Source organism: Tunturibacter empetritectus, assembly GCF_040358985.1.
Lineage (GTDB): Bacteria > Acidobacteriota > Terriglobia > Terriglobales > Acidobacteriaceae > Edaphobacter > Edaphobacter empetritectus.
Genome location: NZ_CP132932.1, coordinates 2783528 through 2800644, shown reverse-complemented (window position 1 = coordinate 2800644; position 17117 = coordinate 2783528). Strand labels below are relative to the sequence as shown.

General features: G+C 56.6%; 10 protein-coding genes. 5 read left to right on the top strand and 5 right to left on the bottom strand.

The window, feature by feature from the left end:
• Nucleotides 1-143 precede the first annotated feature (143 nt).
• A complete protein-coding gene (locus RBB75_RS11545; protein WP_353068173.1) occupies nt 144-3143 on the bottom strand; it encodes an alkaline phosphatase family protein in 3000 nt (999 codons plus the stop codon).
• 423 nt (nt 3144-3566) lie between these two features.
• Between RBB75_RS11545 and RBB75_RS11540 the strand changes: the two genes are divergently transcribed.
• The 5 genes from RBB75_RS11540 (at nt 3567) to RBB75_RS11520 (ending at nt 10125) form a co-directional block, all read left to right on the top strand.
• Nucleotides 3567-6665 carry a TonB-dependent receptor gene (locus RBB75_RS11540; RefSeq protein WP_179636727.1) on the top strand — a complete coding sequence of 1033 codons (3099 nt, stop codon included), beginning with the start codon at nt 3567-3569 and terminating at the stop codon, nt 6663-6665.
• Between the two features lie 52 nt (nt 6666-6717).
• Nucleotides 6718-7206 carry a hypothetical protein gene (locus RBB75_RS11535; RefSeq protein WP_179636726.1) on the top strand — a complete coding sequence of 163 codons (489 nt, stop codon included), beginning with the start codon at nt 6718-6720 and terminating at the stop codon, nt 7204-7206.
• 100 nt (nt 7207-7306) lie between these two features.
• On the top strand, nt 7307-7978 hold the full coding sequence (locus tag RBB75_RS11530) for a heavy metal response regulator transcription factor (RefSeq protein WP_179636725.1): 672 nt from the start codon (nt 7307-7309) through the stop codon (nt 7976-7978).
• On the top strand, nt 7959-9422 hold the full coding sequence (locus RBB75_RS11525; protein WP_179636724.1) for a heavy metal sensor histidine kinase: 1464 nt from the start codon (nt 7959-7961) through the stop codon (nt 9420-9422). Before RBB75_RS11530 ends, RBB75_RS11525 begins: the two co-directional genes overlap by 20 nt.
• Nucleotides 9423-9633: 211 nt before the next feature.
• A complete protein-coding gene (locus tag RBB75_RS11520; protein WP_373563101.1) occupies nt 9634-10125 on the top strand; it encodes a MarR family winged helix-turn-helix transcriptional regulator in 492 nt (163 codons plus the stop codon).
• Here RBB75_RS11520 and RBB75_RS11515 read toward each other — a convergent pair.
• From RBB75_RS11515 to pulA, 4 genes are all read right to left on the bottom strand, one after another.
• Nucleotides 10112-10570 carry a hypothetical protein gene (locus tag RBB75_RS11515; RefSeq protein ID WP_353068172.1) on the bottom strand — a complete coding sequence of 153 codons (459 nt, stop codon included), beginning with the start codon at nt 10568-10570 and terminating at the stop codon, nt 10112-10114. The two genes, RBB75_RS11520 and RBB75_RS11515, sit on opposite strands and share 14 nt — an antisense overlap.
• Nucleotides 10571-10588: 18 nt before the next feature.
• Nucleotides 10589-12001 carry an alginate export family protein gene (locus RBB75_RS11510; RefSeq protein WP_179636721.1) on the bottom strand — a complete coding sequence of 471 codons (1413 nt, stop codon included), beginning with the start codon at nt 11999-12001 and terminating at the stop codon, nt 10589-10591.
• A 65-nt stretch (nt 12002-12066) separates the two neighbouring features.
• On the bottom strand, nt 12067-12663 hold the full coding sequence (locus RBB75_RS11505) for an isochorismatase family protein (protein ID WP_353068171.1): 597 nt from the start codon (nt 12661-12663) through the stop codon (nt 12067-12069).
• Nucleotides 12664-13068: 405 nt separating this feature from the next.
• Nucleotides 13069-16872, bottom strand: coding sequence for a pullulanase-type alpha-1,6-glucosidase (gene pulA / locus RBB75_RS11500; RefSeq protein WP_353068170.1), 3804 nt, complete (start codon nt 16870-16872; stop codon nt 13069-13071).
• Nucleotides 16873-17117: the final 245 nt, after the last annotated feature.

Sequence of the window (17117 nt, the reverse complement as noted above, 5' to 3'; positions counted from 1 at the left end):
CGCGATGGCTTAGACGAGCGCGGGTTTGTTGGAAAGCCTCAATCGCTGCTAGTGCTGGTTTCTGTTCCGTTGCTATTCAGACGCAAAAAGCCCTCTCCTCGCTAAGCGAAGAGAGGGCAATGGGAAGCGTTGGAAGGGATTGGTTATTCTCCGTCGTCGTCCTTGTCTCCTGCGGGTGCCTTACGGTTCTTGAAGTCACTCGCCGGCCGAACTTTCGCCTCGCCAGGATAGGGCCGGATAAATCCGGTGGCCTCGTACCAGGTGAGGTGGTTGACGGTGTCCGGATCCTCAGAGTCCGGCTTCGTGTGCTTGCCGGCGAAGATCTGGGCCTTCTTCTTCATCCAACCGACCCTCAGAACCTTGGCCGCAGGACTTTCGTCCTTGAGCGCCACAGCCGGGCTGACGCCCTGATCCAAGGGGATAAGGTTCGGCACGTGATTCCATGGCTTGAAGTTATCTGAATCAGGATCGTCAGTGAAGATTGTCTTCATCGGCGAGGCTACGAGGTCGAACTGATTCATCGGCTTCAGACCGAGGATCTGCTCGATGGTGCGGGTCATGTTGACCTGGGTGTAGGCAGTGGAGTCAACCACTCCGTCCTGCCTTACGTATGGGCTAAAGACGTATCCCGGGCTGCGGTGACCATCAACGTGGTCCACGCCGTCCTGAGCATCGTCCTCTTCGACGAAGACTGCTGATGAAGCCCATACCGAGCTGTGGCTGATGATATCAACGAAGCGCCCAAGCGCGAGGTCGTTATCGGCCTGCATGGCCACCGCGGTCGGGGGGCCACCGGTATGGTCGGAGCTGATCCACATAATGGACAACTGAGGTACGGTCCCCGCTTTCACATCCTTTTGGAAGTCCTGCTCCCAGATATCGACGCGGTACTGGTCGGGAATGTCCAAATCGAACTGAGGATAGTTCTTGACCGTGTTTTTGATCAGGTTCGGAAGTGGGGAGTAGGAATCAATCGTGTCGTAGTACTTGAGTTCAGGTTCCTTTTTAGATTCATATGCTTGCGTGTCTGCATAGAACTGGCTCCAGGTCGGGTGGCAACTACCGGTGAACCCATGAATACGTGGATACAGAGTCCCGGCACTTGAAGTCGCAGTGCAACCCGCAACACTAAAAGAATTCCACTCGATGTATTCCCCGAAGTTCTTGAAGCTAATGCCGGCCTTGACCGCCTGATCCCAGAGGTGGCCCTTCTTCTGGTAGGCAATCGCATCGCCGCCGTTGGAGGGATAATCACGGACCCAGTCAGGCGACTGGATGTCGTCGGAGTAGGGCGCCATGGCCTGGACGATCCAGTTGTGACCGTCCGCTGATTGGCGGCTGGGGTCGTAGAAGTTATCGAGGAGCGGGAAACGCTTTACCAGAGCGTGCGCGTTAGGTGTGACGCCAGCGCCGAAGACTGCCAGGGTGGGATCGCCATTGCCGCCGACAACGTCGCCCAGAATCTGGTCGTAGGTGCGGTTTTCACGAATGATCAGGAATACGTGTTTGATCAACGATGGGTCCCCGATGTTCCTCGGGATTACAGTTGCTTTGACGTGCGAATCGCCGTCGGCGGCAGTCCGGATATTCCGGGTCAGGTCCCAGTGATTGTTTTGATAGACCTGATTGGTCCAGTCCGCCAACGTGCCGACACTAGGCAGTGGGATGATGCTAACCGTTCCAAGGTCCTGGTGAGTGTTATAGCTGGTGACGCCGTGAGTAGTTCCGAGCGAATTTTGCGGGGGAATTCCTTTGGAGCCTATGCCCTTGTCGTTGGCAACGATCAGGGTGCCGTTCTTTTTGTCTAGCACGACTGAGCTTGGCGCATACGCAGTCGGGATCATTCCAAGAATAGCGTCCCTCGATACGCTGTTGAGGTCGACCACAGCAATCGTATTCGCGTTGTACAGCGCAACATAGGCAATGCTCTGGTTGGAATCGATGGCAATTGAGTTCGGTCCAGCACCGTAGGCGGCTTTCTTCTCGCCTGGCACTCGGATGGGAAGCCCAACGTCGATCGTGCGAACTACTTGGTTGACTACCGTGTCGATGATGGAGATGGTGTCGTCGTAGGTATTGGCGACTACCAGGTAATTGCCCCAGAAGGCCATGCCGGTTGGGTGCAGACCAGTGGAGATGGTGTTGGTGACTTTAAAGGTGGACAGATCGACTACCGAAACGGTGCCGGTGGACGTGGAGCCAGTGACGTCATCGGCTACAACCGGAGTGCCATCAGAATATTGCCGCGGATCGCTCTCTTTCGCGATCCGGCCGGCTTCGTTGGAGACGTAGGCGGTCTTGCCATCGGGTGAGATCACGACACTGTGCGGGACGTTGCCGACGCGGATCTGGGCACCCTCAGTCGGTGTCTCTGCAGACAGGTCAATTTTGGTTAGTGTGTCGTTCACGTCGAGCACGGAATATGCGGTCTTTCCGTCGGGAGAGACGGCGATGCCGAGGGGATACGAGGAAGGGTTAGTCCCAACCGTGTGGCTGCAGTAGTGGGCGAAGCTGCCATCGGTTCCCGGAGCGCTGCTGGGGGGGCAAGTGACGGTGTTGAGCTTGTAGTCGAACGGCATTCCTTCGATTTTGTAGAGGCTGCCGTCGATGGGAACACTGACGTGGGCGTAGTCAGAGAGCTTGCCCGTCTTCGCATCGACTTTGGCGATAGCGACGTAGCTGCTGTCCTGGCTGAAGAGCAGGTACTTGCCGTCCGGGGTATAGGTGATGCCGGCATGGCTGCCGCTCGAATCGGTCCCGGCGAGGCTGCTGTAGCTCTGTAGGACAGCCCCGGTTTTGGTGTCGAAGATCTCAACGGCTCCGTTACCGTTGGACGGCGACGTTCCCATGGTAAGAACGGCGGCGGTATGAGTCTTCGTGTCCGGGTTGAGCGCAACGGCTTTGGCGCGGACCCGGATGCCCAGATCGACCTGGGTGCCGGCGGGCGTGATGATCGTGCCATCGCTGACGACATAGGAGCCATCCGGCTGAGGGCCGACGGTGTAGGTCGGAAACGGTACGGATTGCGCGAGCGCCGAGACGCTAAGACCCATCGACAGCAGTCCGAACCATGCCGTCAGGCTATTGTTGCGGGGTCTGTTGACAGTAAGTGGTGAGTTCTGGTGGAACGTGTTTCGAGACATATAGAGCTCTCCTCCAAGTTGTCTTTCATTAGGTAATCGGCGATTGGCACAATCTTGCGGTGCACATTGCGGTCGCCGTACTTCTACAAGGAAGTTGAAAGGGGATCTGCCGAAGCCGCGGTAGAACTGTCGACGGCTGAAGAGTAAAACCCCGGGCCGGACAGCGGCATGACAGCAAAATTACATTCTTGTCATTTTGGTTCGCGAGCCGCTTTCGTTGACGGCACGCCGAAAATTCAGTGAATTTGCCGTTGAATTGAAGTCACATCGAACCGAATTACTTATTAACAATTCTGTTCGGAATTTGTAACAACCGCGAAATATCCAGGCTCCTAGAGTACGAAATTGTAATGTTCTCGATCCCCCAATAAGAATTTAGAGCCTATCGGTCGCCGATAGCAGTTTCATCTTGCGAGGCTAAACATGGAAAAAATCCGCTCTTTTTTCTTCCAGTCTGTGCTCGTTGTTTTCACGATCTCTTCTCTCTCTTGTGTGATTCCTGCTTTCGCGCAAGTGGACCGCAGCGGGTTGAACGGCACGGTCACTGATCCGACGGGCAGGCTGCTGGCGCAAACACACATCGTTGCAATAGAGGACTCTACCCAACTCCGGCGTGAAGCGGCGTCGTACACGGATGGAAGATTCAGCATGCCTGAGCTTCCGGTGGGTAAATACACCATCATCTTCGATCACCCCGGCTTTGAGACTCTTACGTTTGCGGATGTGGAGCAGGTCATCGGGAGAACGCGCACTCTGGATGCAGCTTTGCGGGTATCGGGCGGTAAGGAGCGCGTGGAAGTCTCGGCCAGTTCGGAACTGCTAGATCGCAACACCGCCGCGGTGACCGGCCTCATCGAGAGAACCCAGGCCGACGAACTACCACTGAATGGCCGCAACTGGGCCGCGCTGACGGCATTCGTTCCCGGCGCCATCGACACCGGCGGGAGCAATCAGCGGTCGATCCGGTTCGCCGGACGGGGCCTCGACGACAGCAACTTCACCTATGACGGCGTAGACGTGACCAACATCGCGAATCAGACGCAGCGCGCCTGGGCGCGGCTCTCCATTCCGCTGGACGCGATCGCGGAGTTCCGGGTTGACACGCTGCTGGCAACCGCCGAGGAAGGCGCGACCGGTGGCGCCCAACTGGCAGTCACTTCGCCTTCAGGCACAAACCGCTTCCACGGGCGCCTCTTTGAATACTTGCGCAATGACTATTTTGACGCGCCCGAACCGTCCTGGGCCTCTAACGGCGAATCGCAGCAGCCGCTTCGTCTGAATCAGTTCGGCGGATCACTCAGTGGTCCCATCGTGCACGACAAGACCTTTTTTTACCTAGCTTCTGAAGCCTACCGGCAAGTCTGGGGGTATCCGGTGAGCGGCGACGTGCCAAGCGCAGCTTTCAAGGCAAAAGTTCCGAATTCGTCTCAAGTCTATGACATCGTAAACGCCTATCCGGGAGCAGGTCCAAATACGATTGTGACGCCCTACACGCCAGCCAACGGCGGTCCGAACTACGCGGACTACGACCTGCTCACCTGCTCGTGCAGGCAGGTGGTTAACGAGAACTCTGCAATGCTGCGCCTCGATCAGCATGTTTCCGGCAAGACCACCGCATTCCTTCGCTTCAACTACGACCGGTCGGTCAATACGCAGCCGGTTTCGACTACCGCGACGGACTTGCAGCAGAGGGTGACCACGCCGATCAATGGCGCGCTCGAATTGCTCCACATCTTCAATCCCAGCCTGGTGAATGAAGCCAAATTTGGATACAACCGTTCCACCTCCAACACCTATAACTCCAGTGAAACCGGCTCCGTCTATCAGATTGCAATTGCCGCGGGTCCGGGTCCCGGATTTGGCATCCAGAACTACGATTACAACAGCATCTACGTGGGCAACACGTTTTCGTGGATCGACAACTTGACCTGGAGCCATGGCCGGCAAACCTTCAAAGCCGGAGTCGAGGTCCGCCACATTCAATTGAACCAACACTATGGGGAACACGGGACAGTTACGTTTTCCACGCTCCAGGCACTGGCAGCGAACCAGGCGAGAAAAGCAAGTCTGACCGGTTCACTGCCGGTCAACGACTTGCGCAAGAACTGGATTATCGGCTACATCCAGGACGAATTCAAAGTGCGACCCAATCTCACCTTGAACCTTGGCGTGCGGTACACCGTCTTCCAACTGTTTGACGAAGCGCACGGCAAAGGGAACCCCTTCGATTTTGCCACCTGCGGCCCCCAGGGATTCTGCGGAGTGGGCGCCAGCTTTGGTCATCAAAACTACGGCGACCTTGATCCGCGTGTTGGCCTCATCTGGTCCCCTGCCGGGAATAGAAAGACAGTGGTCCGCGCCGGATTCGGGATGTACCACGAAGACGGCCAGCTGGACGATCAGAATCTGCCCGCCAAGAACGAAGTGCCCTCCTACTCGGTGAAGAATGTGATCTATCCGCCCGATCCGTTTTTTACCGTCGGAACCATCTCACCGAATGCCGAACAACGGGACCGCAAGGACAGCTATGTTGAGCAGTGGGACTTCTCCGTGCAGCGGGAACTACCTGCGAACTTCGTGACCACGATCTCCTACCTGGGCAGCCATGGCGTGCATCTGCTGGAGACTAACGTGGTGAACCTGATCGACCCGACTACCGGAATTCCACAATATCCGGCGTTTGCCCCCGCCATTGGCTGGCGCGGGTCAGTCGGCGCGAGCTCGTACAACGGCCTTTCCGTGTCGGTTCGGCGGCCGCTCTCGAACGGGCTCTTGATCGCAGCAAATTACGCCTATACGCACGAGATCGACAACGGCTCGAACGGCAGCGGCGACGGCGACGAGATATCACCGCAAAACGCACTGTGTCTGGCCTGTGAGTGGGCCAGTGGTGCCTGGGACGCTCGCCATGTGGTCAATGGCAACGCCGTCTATCAGCTCCCCTTCGGCCGAGGCAAGCAGATGCTGAACCAACGCGGGGCGGCCAGCGCCATCGCCGGCAACTGGCAGCTGACTACGACGGCGCTCGCTCGCACCGGCTTTCCAGTGAACGTGCTTTTACCCAGCAGCTACGTCGCGCCGGATGGTAACTCGGGCACACAGCGGCCCGACCTGGTCCGAGGCGTCTCGCTCACTCCGCAAGGAGGCAGAAGTGTAGCGCATTGGATTAATCCTGCGGCCTTCACTCTCCCCGTGGCTGGAGAGTTCGGCGACGCGCCCCGGAACTTCGTTCGCGGTCCGGGCACGTGGCAGATCGATCTCGGCGCCGCCAAAACGATTGCACTGCGCGAGCGCGCACAGTTGGAGTTCCGCTCGGAGTTCTACAACATCTTCAATCACCCGCAGTTAGGCCAGCCGCAAGCTACGTGCGACCTTTCGTCGTCAGCTCCAACGGGCTGCCAAACCGGGTTTGGCAGCATCATCAATACGGTGAACTTGAACACGGCGATCGTGTCGCCCATTACCCCTGTCGGCTCGGGAACGCCGCGCGAGATCCAGTTCGCGCTGCGTCTGCAGTTCTAATGAGGGAGTGCGGTCTAGGAAGTATGGCATGGCGGGATAGAGGTCTGCGAGCGTGAAAAGACGATTCTTTCTGGGTTTGCTTTCGGCACTGTTTTTGGCGTCTACCGGAATCTGCTCGCCACCGAACTTAGACTTCTCCGGGACGTGGAAACTGAGCAGCGAACGCTCGACGCCGAAGCGAACCGGCAGTGTCACGCTGCACATCGAGCACCGCGATCCTGACTTGATAGTGGAGACTGCCGCTCTCCGCAATTCTGGGCCGCCGCGGTACGCTGTGCAACGCTACACCACGGATGGTAAGACCTCTGTATCCATAGGGAATGATGGGGATGAGTTTCACACTTCCATCGTTTGGAACGGACCATGCCTGGTCTTTTCTGTGGAAGAACACGAAGACGGCCGCATCATCCTTTCCAAAGAGACGTGGACGCTGATTGACAATGGCGCCGCTCTTCAGAGAGTTCGCAACGGCCTGAATGCGTCTCCGGATAAAGCCGAAAGACAAACACTCATCTATCTCCGGCAATTGCCACAAACCTGAGCATACTTGCTGGAGCCCGAATGATGTCACGGGAAGGCACTAATAGAAATCGTTCGAATTGAGGCAAAATGCACTGTCGCTCGAGAAAGGTTGGCGAATCATGAAAATTCTTGTCGTCGAAGATGAAGCTAAAACCGCCAAGTTCCTGAAGAAGGGCCTTGGAGAAGCAGGGTTTGTCGTTGACGTCGCCGAAGACGGATCGGAAGGATTGCACCTCGCGCAGGAGATGCATTTCGATATCATCATTCTCGATATCATGCTCCCAAAGCTGGATGGTTGGCAGGTTTTGACTCGCTTGAGACAACAAAGCGGGCGCTCCCTGGTACTTCTTCTTACCGCTCGCGATGCGGTGCACGAACGGGTACGAGGGTTCGAATTAGGAGCGGACGACTATCTGGTAAAACCGTTCGCTTTTTCCGAATTGCTGGCACGCGTACGATCGTTGCTACGCCGAGGACCGGCGCGTTCGCAGGAAAGTATGCGCTTGGCTGACCTTGAAATCGACTTGTTGCGTCAACGTGCCATGCGAGGCGGTCAGCGGTTGGATCTAACTCCTAAAGAGTTCCTTCTCTTATCGTTGCTGGCAAGGCGCGCAGGTGAGGTGCTGTCGCGAACTCTGATCGCCGAAGCGGTCTGGGACATGAACTTCGACAGCGACACGAATGTCGTAGATGTGAATGTGCGACGGCTACGCGGCAAGGTCGACGATCCTTTCCCGCTTAAATTGATCCATACCGTTCGAGGCGCAGGCTATGTCCTGGAAGCCGAGTAGCAGAATCACGACAGTCTCGCGCTTGTGGCGTACTCTGGCCTTCCGGCTAACCGCCGGCTACGCACTCGCGGGCTTATTTCTTGTAACCATCGCCATAGTTAGTCTCTACTTAGTGCTCGAGAGCGAACTCGACAAAAGTACTGATTTGTTTCTCGCGGACAAGGTACACGTGCTTCGTACTATGTTGCAGGAAAGACCCGATGACGTGGACGCACTGCGGGAGGAGATCGAGCTGGAATCGGCGGCGCGCCAGTACGAACGTTTTTATATTCGGCTGCTGGATGATCAAAACACCCCTGTGCTAACGACGCCAGGCATGGCAGACCAGTTGGACCTGGCGCAATTAGCCGGCAAAACCAAAAACCACTCAGAGCGCACGATCCGAATCAAAGGCAGCAACGGACACGCTTTTCGCGTTACCAGCGCATTGGCTCAGGTGGGGCTGTCCGCAACTCATACCGACACCGTTCAGATTGCGATTGATGTCTCGCAAAAAGAGGAGCTGCTGGCACGCTACCGGTTCTGGTTTTGGGTCATTCTGCTGGGGGCCTTCGCCATTTTTCCGTTGATCGGGTACCAGATTGCGCGGCACGGCATTCGCCCTGTGGAGGAAATGGCGACAACTGCGCGCCACATTAGCTCGAGCAACCTGAAGGAACGTATCCGTCCGGAAGGATATCCGTCCGAACTGGCATCTCTGGCAGGCACCTTCAACGAGATGCTGGATCGCCTGCAGGAGTCGTTCGAGCGCATTTCGAGGTTTTCGGCAGACATCGCGCACGACCTGCGCACGCCCGTGAATAACATTCGCGGCGAGGCAGAAGTGGCTCTCGCCCGCGCGCGCACTTCCGGCGAATATCGCGATGTGATCGAATCCTGCCTCGAGGAAGCTGTGCGGCTGTCGGATCTGATCGGCGACCTCCTCTTTCTCGCACGGGCGGAGAGTCCGTTGTCCTATTTACGCCGCGAGCGGGTGGATGTGGGCGAATTGCTGGACCAAGTAAGGGAATACTACGAAGCCTCGGCTGTGGACGGCGAAGTTTCGCTCACCGCTGCCGTTGCCAGCGAACCGGTTGTTGCCGAGTTGGACCGCACGCTTTTGCAAAGGGCGGTAGGCAACCTGGTCGCAAATGCGTTAGCTCACACCCCACCCGGCGGAACAGTCGTGTTGAGCGCAAATGCAGATGTTTCCACGGTTCACATCGAAGTCTCCGATACGGGCATCGGTATCCCGGCAGAAGCCCTACCAAGAGTCTTTGACCGCTTCTTCCGAGTCGACTCAGCGCGGTCCCACGGTTCGGGGGGAACTGGCCTAGGGCTGGCAATCGTGAAGAGCATTGCGCAGCTTCACGGTGGCAATGTGGAAATTGTGAGCCCACCGGGACACGGTACTCAGGTTACGCTCCAAATGCCGGTCCTCCCCGCAAGACAGCCGACGATGTAATCGTAGAAACGATGGCAATCTGGCGTCGAGCGATTTGGCAGCCGGCGCCGTACCCGGCGACGCTTTAGCCATGCTGCACTTGGCCACCTTCATCCGACCGAGTCGCGAATTGGACTGAAGCGCGCATTGCCACGTGAACTCGGGTTGAACGGGCCGCAAAACGTCAGGCAGAGTTCGAGCGGCAGAGAGCAGAGAGCGATAAAATTGCTGGATGCAGGGATCTCAATTGGGCGGCGACTCCGCGCAGGGAAGGCCGCAGGGACCCACCCCGGAAGGGTCAGCGTCCCTACAGCTCATTCTTTCGATTGGCAGGGCATTCAAGTTTGTCGACGACTATGTTCGCCCGCGTATGCAGAAGCATGGGCTGACTATGACCGAATTCTCAGTACTGATGGTTCTATTTCACGGCGGACCAACGCCACTCGGTGAACTAAGCGAGAGGATTCTGCTCACGGGCGCGAGTACAACTTACACAGTGAAGAAGTTAGAGAAACGCGGGTTGATTGCGCGCGAATCGAGGAGCGAAGATAGGCGCATCGTGATGGGGATCATCACAGAAAAGGGCCGCGTGCTAGCGAGGAAGATCTTTCCTCTTCATGCAAAAGATCTGGTTGAGGCAATGCATCATCTTTCGACCGAAGAGAAGAACGCAGCAGCGCAATTGTTACGCAAGTTGCGTGGGCTAGCACCTAATGAGCGCTGACGATCTGATGCATTAGGACAACGGTTGCGGCCAGCCTGACGACGTCAGCCCCCTTCCTGATCCAGTCGGTGCGCAGCAGTTTTCTCATCAGTGCGGGCGAGTAACCGTCTCGGTTCAAGGCGGCATGGATGGGAAGCTGAAGCGTCACCGTAGAGACTGCGCCGACTGCGGACGCGATGATCATCACCCACGGGACCATTGGGTTCACGGCGACGGGCACAATCCGCAGAAACCATATCTGCAACACGAACCCAACGGCGATGGGAGCAACTACGAAGGCCTGGATCAGCGGCTGTTGCGCTTTGTGATACGCCGTGAAAGAGGCCGCGGCAATGAGAGGCCAAGTTTGATAGTTAACGAAGCGTTCCACACAATTGGCGCCGAAGCTGTAGGCATTGAGTAGGACGATGCCGAAGACGAGTGCTTGCTCGAGAGGTGTTTGCATGGGAAGTCTCGTGGGGCGTTAGAAGTTCCAAGTCAGCTGCGGAGAGATAAAGTTGAGGCTGTGGCCGGGCGGACTCTGCTTCAGGAACTCGCCGGCGAAGAAATGTTCATAGACCAGGGAGCCGCTGAGATGGCGGGTGAAGTTGTAATCAAATCCCTGCTGGATTTGCGTGCCGATGGAGCGTGCGGTGGAGTTGTCTGGAGGATGGGTGAGAATGCCTACGATGTTGTAGACCCCATCCCGTGTGGCTTGCCGCCAGAGGAGTTCAACATTAGTGTTGCTGCTCACTTTGCGGGTGAGCGCTGTCTTGAAGGTGGGGCGCACGATGATGAGATTGAAGGGGCCGAGCAAGATACTCTGACTGAGGTAATTGCCGTTGGGGAACAGTGGATTGAAGGTGCCGAGTGTGTTGTCGTGGGCGTTGTGATCACCGCTTAGGACGCCGCCGTCAACTTCAGGGTGCGGCGCGAAGCGGGCATGGGTAAAGGTGTAGCCGAGGTGATATCCGGCTCCCATGGCACTAATTTCGCCGGTGTTGAAACGGCCGAACTGGCCTGTGTATTCAAAGTCGTAGTCCCACGTGGAGGTGTGGGACCAGATGCGCGCGCCGATGGTCTCACGCTGCTCGCGACCAGTACCCTGTGCGTAGCGGACGGACTTGTGGTCGTAGCCGAAGTAATAGAGATCCAAATTGGTGTGGAAGGACGGAAGCGCCCGGCTAACGTAGAGCCCCCAGAGTTCTTCAGCGGGGTTCGGTTCGTTGTCCAAGAAGCCGGTCTTCGTCTCGGTGGGGCGCACAGCGATACCATCGGCGGTCCAGTAGCCGGCGAGGAGCGTAAGGCGGAAGCCATCGAAGGGCTGCTCGACGTTGAGGCCGGCACCAGTGGCGACGAGACGTGTAGAACCCAGGGAGATGAGTTGGCGACCGGCGCGAACCGTGAGGTTGTTATCAGCGGACTTAAAGGGAGTGATGTCGATGAAGCCCTGGTTGACGTCGAGCTTGTCTTCGTCGATGCCAGGGCGCGGTCCGCCGTCGCGTCCGTCAATAAGGCCGCTGTCGAACTGGATGAAAGTGCGGAAGCGCTGGCTGAGGTGCAGATCGGCGCTGAAGAGATAACGCTGCAAGAGGTAGCCGTTATCGGGTGGCTGCGCGCCGAAGGCAGGGTGATCCTGATACTCGCCACGCTCGCGGAGTTGGCCGTTGATAGAGAGAAACCTGGTGTCGCCGAGTGGGATGTAGTGGAGGCGGTCCGTCCAGTCGGCGGCAACGCTATCGCGCGCGGCAGGCTCGGCGAGGTAGGACCAGTCGATGTCCCAGACCTGAGGTGTGTAGGGCGGTGGGGTGGCAGTTTGGGCGGTGAGACGGGAGTGGGCGCATAGCAGCATTAGTGCGAGCGTCGCCGCGATGCAAAAGGGATCCCGAGTGTTCACTGTTTGGCCTTTCTAAAGAGGCCGCGCCCGGAGAGTTTGCCTCGGGCGCGGCACAGTGCGCAATGCTAAGTGAGCTTGGAGATGACTTCGTCGGAGAGGATTTGTTGGGCTTTGAGACCGTCGGGGCTGCCGAAGTCGTTCTCGAGCTCGGTGACGATCTGGTTGACGACGCTGACAGTAACACCGAGGGCGCGGAGACGGTCGAAAGTTGTGTCGTCGCCTATGGTGGACATGGTGCCGCAGGCGTCGGCGATGACGTTGACGTTGTAGCCGAGACGCACAGCGTCGCGGGCGGCCCAAAAGAGACAGATGTCGGTGGTGAGCCCCGCGAGGATGAGGTTGGTGCGGCGGGTGGCCTTGAGGGCAGCCGTGAGTTCGGGCTGGTCGAAGCAGCTGAGGATGCCGCCACGCTTGAAGCGCGCAGCGAACGCGTCGGGGGCGACCTCCTCGATCTCGGGCAGCGTGGGGCCTACGTATTCCTCCATGGTGGTGGTGACAAAGAGCGGTATCGAGAAGGTGACGCCCATTCGGGCGAGGACGCGGCAACTAGCGATAACAGTGGCTTTGGGCAGGCTCTTGACCCAGTCGATGGTGGTCGATTGGTGGTCAACCAGCAGGATAATGCTGTCGGTGGGCGAGAACCGTGGTGTGACGGTGGGCATAAAGGTCTCCTTGTTGATTGTTTAATACATTTCTAATTCTAAACAAATTCTAAGGATAATGCAGCACTGATTACCTGCTATTAGCAATTCTCGGAATGGCCCTACACTACGCCGCCATGAGAGTTTGGAGCCGCCCCTGGTTCCGATGCTCTCAACGCGTCGCTTCGTGATCGAAAGCAGCCAGAAAAACCGCCCGCTTATCCTTGAATGCCTTCCTTAAGATGAGCCATGTGATTCCAGTACTTGGATAGTTGGCATGAAATTTGCTGAATTTAAACTATCGATCAAGTCCTCTAGAAGGAAGGAGTGGGTCGTCCTTTAACTCATGTCCTTATAGAGTTAGCCGCGAGTCACGAGCTGAGTTATTACCTCTCATTCCGCCCTTAGGAACAGCGACCGGCTCGCCTACTCGGATTCGCCCACAAAGACTGCGGTTGTGAGTGCGGGTACTGTCGCAGTCCCCTCCTTAGAGTTGAACGTGGATAGCCTCGTTTCCGGATCACTAGAGCTTCGTTGCACTGGGTGCAGATGCAGGGCCAAACCCTGCAGTCGACTGTTGGTGAAAGTCACGGACGCATTGGTCGCGTTGAAGATCACTACGATATGCTTGTACATTCCGTAGTTGCCACCATTCGCGTCCAGCTTCATGACGATTAGCCCCGGCGTCTGGCTTGGCCCCGTATTCAGGAAGATTAGGTTCTGCTGCACTTCGCTAAACGTGGACATGCGGAACAACTCTGAGCTATAGCGGATATTCAACAGTTCGCTGAACGCTGCTTCACTGTACGCGATATTTACTGGAAGAGGCGTATACGCGGAGTTGCTGAGCAGCGGCGTCATGATGGGCCACTGGGCCTGATTCTGGCTTGCAATAGGCAGGCCAATACCCCAGTTTGCCGTCTTCCCGCTCCAGTCGATTTTATTGAACCAGTCTCCGGAGTTATAGCTGTTCTGGTCCATATCCTTGGAGCGGAGCAGATCATCGCCTGCCTGGAAGAACGGAATTCCCTCTCCCAGCGTAACCAGGCTCATGCCCATCACCTGCCTCCGGGCACGAGTAGCAATGTTGTCGTTGTAGCTCGACTTTAGCTGTACCTTATCGAAGAGGTCCTGATTGTCGTGGACTGAGGCATAATTCACCGCCTCAATTGGGCTCTTCGTATATCCCGTCGGTTGCCCGTTGTAGTTCACTTGAGCGCCGGTTACTGTCGCCCCAGCGCTATCGATAAAGCTGTAATCGCGCAGGTTGCCCGTCAGTCCTACATCGATCCAGTCAGAGTATTGCAGCAACTGGCTTTGCTGACCGCTCAACGGCGGATTCGAATTGGTGTAATCGCTTGGATCGGTGAAGAGCCCTGTGGCAAAGCCCTGCACCCGCTCATCGGTAAACGGACTGCCGCCGTGGATGCCATCACGTATGCGGTCGTTGAAGGTGCCAACTCCAAACCCATAAAGATTAATCTGTGAAGCGTTCGGACCTATTTGATTGTTCGCGGTATCTGCGAAGTTGAATCCTTCTCCGTAGAGGTAGATCTTCGATCCGTCAACGCCGTCTTTCTCGGGAGTAAGCGCCTGCAGTGCCTGCTGAATATGCTGAATGTTGTATGTGAACATGAAGCTCAGTATGTCGAAGCGGAAGCCATCGATCTTATAGTCTCGCGCATTGAGCACGAGGGTGTCGATGATCAGCTTTTCCATCATGAGATGTTCGCTTGCTGTGTCGGGGCAGCACGAACCTGTCTCAAGATTTCCATTCGCGTCGAGGCGTTGATAGTAGTTTGGCACCACCTCGTCGAGATTGGAGTTCGGACCTTCGCCGCTGGCGTTTGTGTGGTTGAAGACCACATCCTGAACCACACGCAGTCCCGCCTTGTGCAGCCCATCCACCATTCCTCGATACTCGCGCACGCGGTTATCCGGATTGATTGCGTAGCTGCCCTCAGGCGTCATGTAGTGCACGGGATCATATCCCCAGTTGTACGCAGGATTGGTCTGGCTTGTGGTGACGGCCGCCTGCTGCTGCTGCCCGTCCGGCGGATATGCCGCGAGACCTGTGGGGATGATCCATGTGGATTTGTCTTCATTCACGCTGGCGAAGTGGAAGGAAGGCAGGATATGAATTGCCTTCAGCCCACTGGCAGCTAAAGAGCGAAGATGCTTCATACCGTCCGAGCCATGATCCTCAAAAGCATCGTACATACCACGATGAGCCAATGGAACCGTGAGATCGTCCACGCTAAAGTCGCGTACATGCAACTCATAAATGCTCATGTCGCTGAGGCTTCGCAGCGGAGGCGAAGTATCCTCGTCCCAGCCTGCGGGCTTCGTCTCACGGGAGTCGAGATCGGTAAACCTGCTCTTGGTGCCGTTCAAGGCGATATCGATTGAATAGGGATCGCTGGTTACATTTGTGTCCACCGCGCCGTCGGCTGACACCCAGACTTTCACGCTGTAAAGGTAGTACTTATCTTTCCAACCAGGCTCCCCTTTTGCGACCCATACACCATTATGCTCATGCATTGCCACAATGGCAGAAGGCGACGTATCGGATTCGTGGTCAAAGATTTGCAACGAGACACTCTGCGCCGTGGGTGCCCACAGCTTTAGCTTCATGGCGCAGTCCTCGTCGTCAGGCCAGTCGTGCCAACCTGTATCGTCCCAATGGTGAAAGACAACGCCAAGCTTGCCTGGGTAGTAATAGAGGTCATCCAGAACACCCGCAAACTGTATGCCAGTGGCATACTGCAACGCTCCATTCGAACCGATCGCTGAAAAAGCGAGCTGCCCTTCCAGAGCCGTCTGCAAAGTTGAAAGTTGCGTATTCGCCGGTAGTTGAAGGACGGTATACCCACTCAATTGCGGGTAACGGAGCAATTCATCCGCAGTCAGGGCTCCGCTAACAGTGAGCGGAATATTGGTGCCTCCCGTAATACCGGTGGGCGTCACAGAAAGGCCGCCGGTCAGGCTGGTGCTGATCGCGAAGGTATCGCCACTTTGAGCAAACTGCGGTTGAATAGCCACTCGCTGGCGATCAAGCCAGTATGCCTGCTCCACATTCAGCAGACTATCCAGTATCTGGGTCGGAGTTGGCGTTGACGTGAAGACCATCGCGTTCCCTGAAATCGCCCACGCCTGGGTATTGGTGGCGACATTCAGATGCATGTCAGGCCCGGGATCTTTAACGCCGGTAGAGATATTGTGGATGATGAATCCAAGGTTCTGCGCATTGGGAATCAGACTTATGTCGAAGTACGCGCCATAGGAGTCATGGCTGGTCACTCCAGTCAGTCCGTCGTTGAAGTCGCCGGTATATTCTGCAGTGTCGTTAAACGCATATACGGTCCAGTTCGCGTAGTTTCCGTCAGGCCGGTAATAGTGGATGCGAGCGTATCCGGGTAACTGCGCGCTGGGATTGGTCAGGCTCGGCTGGCTCTTGTACAGTTTCCCAATCCCTGTGTAGCCCCAGTACTCAAAACCTTCCGTAGTCGGATCTACAAACTCGTTCGTTCCCGGGTCTTTCTGGTCGCCGTCCGACGCCGATGGATTGTGAATGATCAGCCCAAGGTTCTGCGCGTTTGGGACAACTGCTACATCAAAATACACTCCATACGCGTCAGTATTCGTCACAGGTACTAGCCCACTGTTGTAGTCTCCGGTGTACTCCGTTGTGTCATAAAAAGCATAGATCGTCCAGCCGCCATAGTTGCCATCCGTCCGGTGGTAGTGTACGCGGACGTATCCTGGCGGTAGCGCGGTGGGATTGGTCAGGCTGGGTGCGGCTGTATACAGTTTGGCTATCCCGGAGTAAGCCCAATACTCAATCCCCTGCGTAGCCGGATCGACAAACAGATTGTTTGGAGTGTCCTTTTGGTCTCCGCCCGAAGCCGTCGGGTTGTGAATAATAATCCCAACCTCTTGCGCGCCGGTTGTTACTCCAACGTCAAAATACGCGCCGAAGCTGTCCGTGCCAGTCACCTCAACCGGGCCGCCGCCATAGTTGCCAGTGTCTTCCGTGGTGTTATCGAAGGCGTAGACCGTCCAGCCGCTATAGTTGCCGTCCGGTCGGTGGTAGTGAATGCGTATGTTCCCCGAGGTGATAGCCGGATCGGCTCCAAAAGCCGGGGCCGACGCGAAAACGCATAGCAAAAACATCAGGGCGTGAGAACTGGCCCTGCACAGAAGGCGCTGTGTTCCAATCCGGATTTTCATGAGTGGCTCCCTGAGGAAATTGGCTGGATTCGTTTTGAGTCAAGGAGCCCGGTCGTTCGCGGTCGGCGAAGGCATCCAATGGCAGCGCCGCGACATTAGTTGAGTAGAACTTGTGGTGTCAAGGAAATTGCAGGCCTCTTCGCTTCAGCCCGGAAAAGAGCCATTAGGCGGCGACGCATCGTTGTTGACGACGCAACTTATTTGCCCGCAAGCGATGGCTTGTGGCTGCTCACAGAGCAACTGCT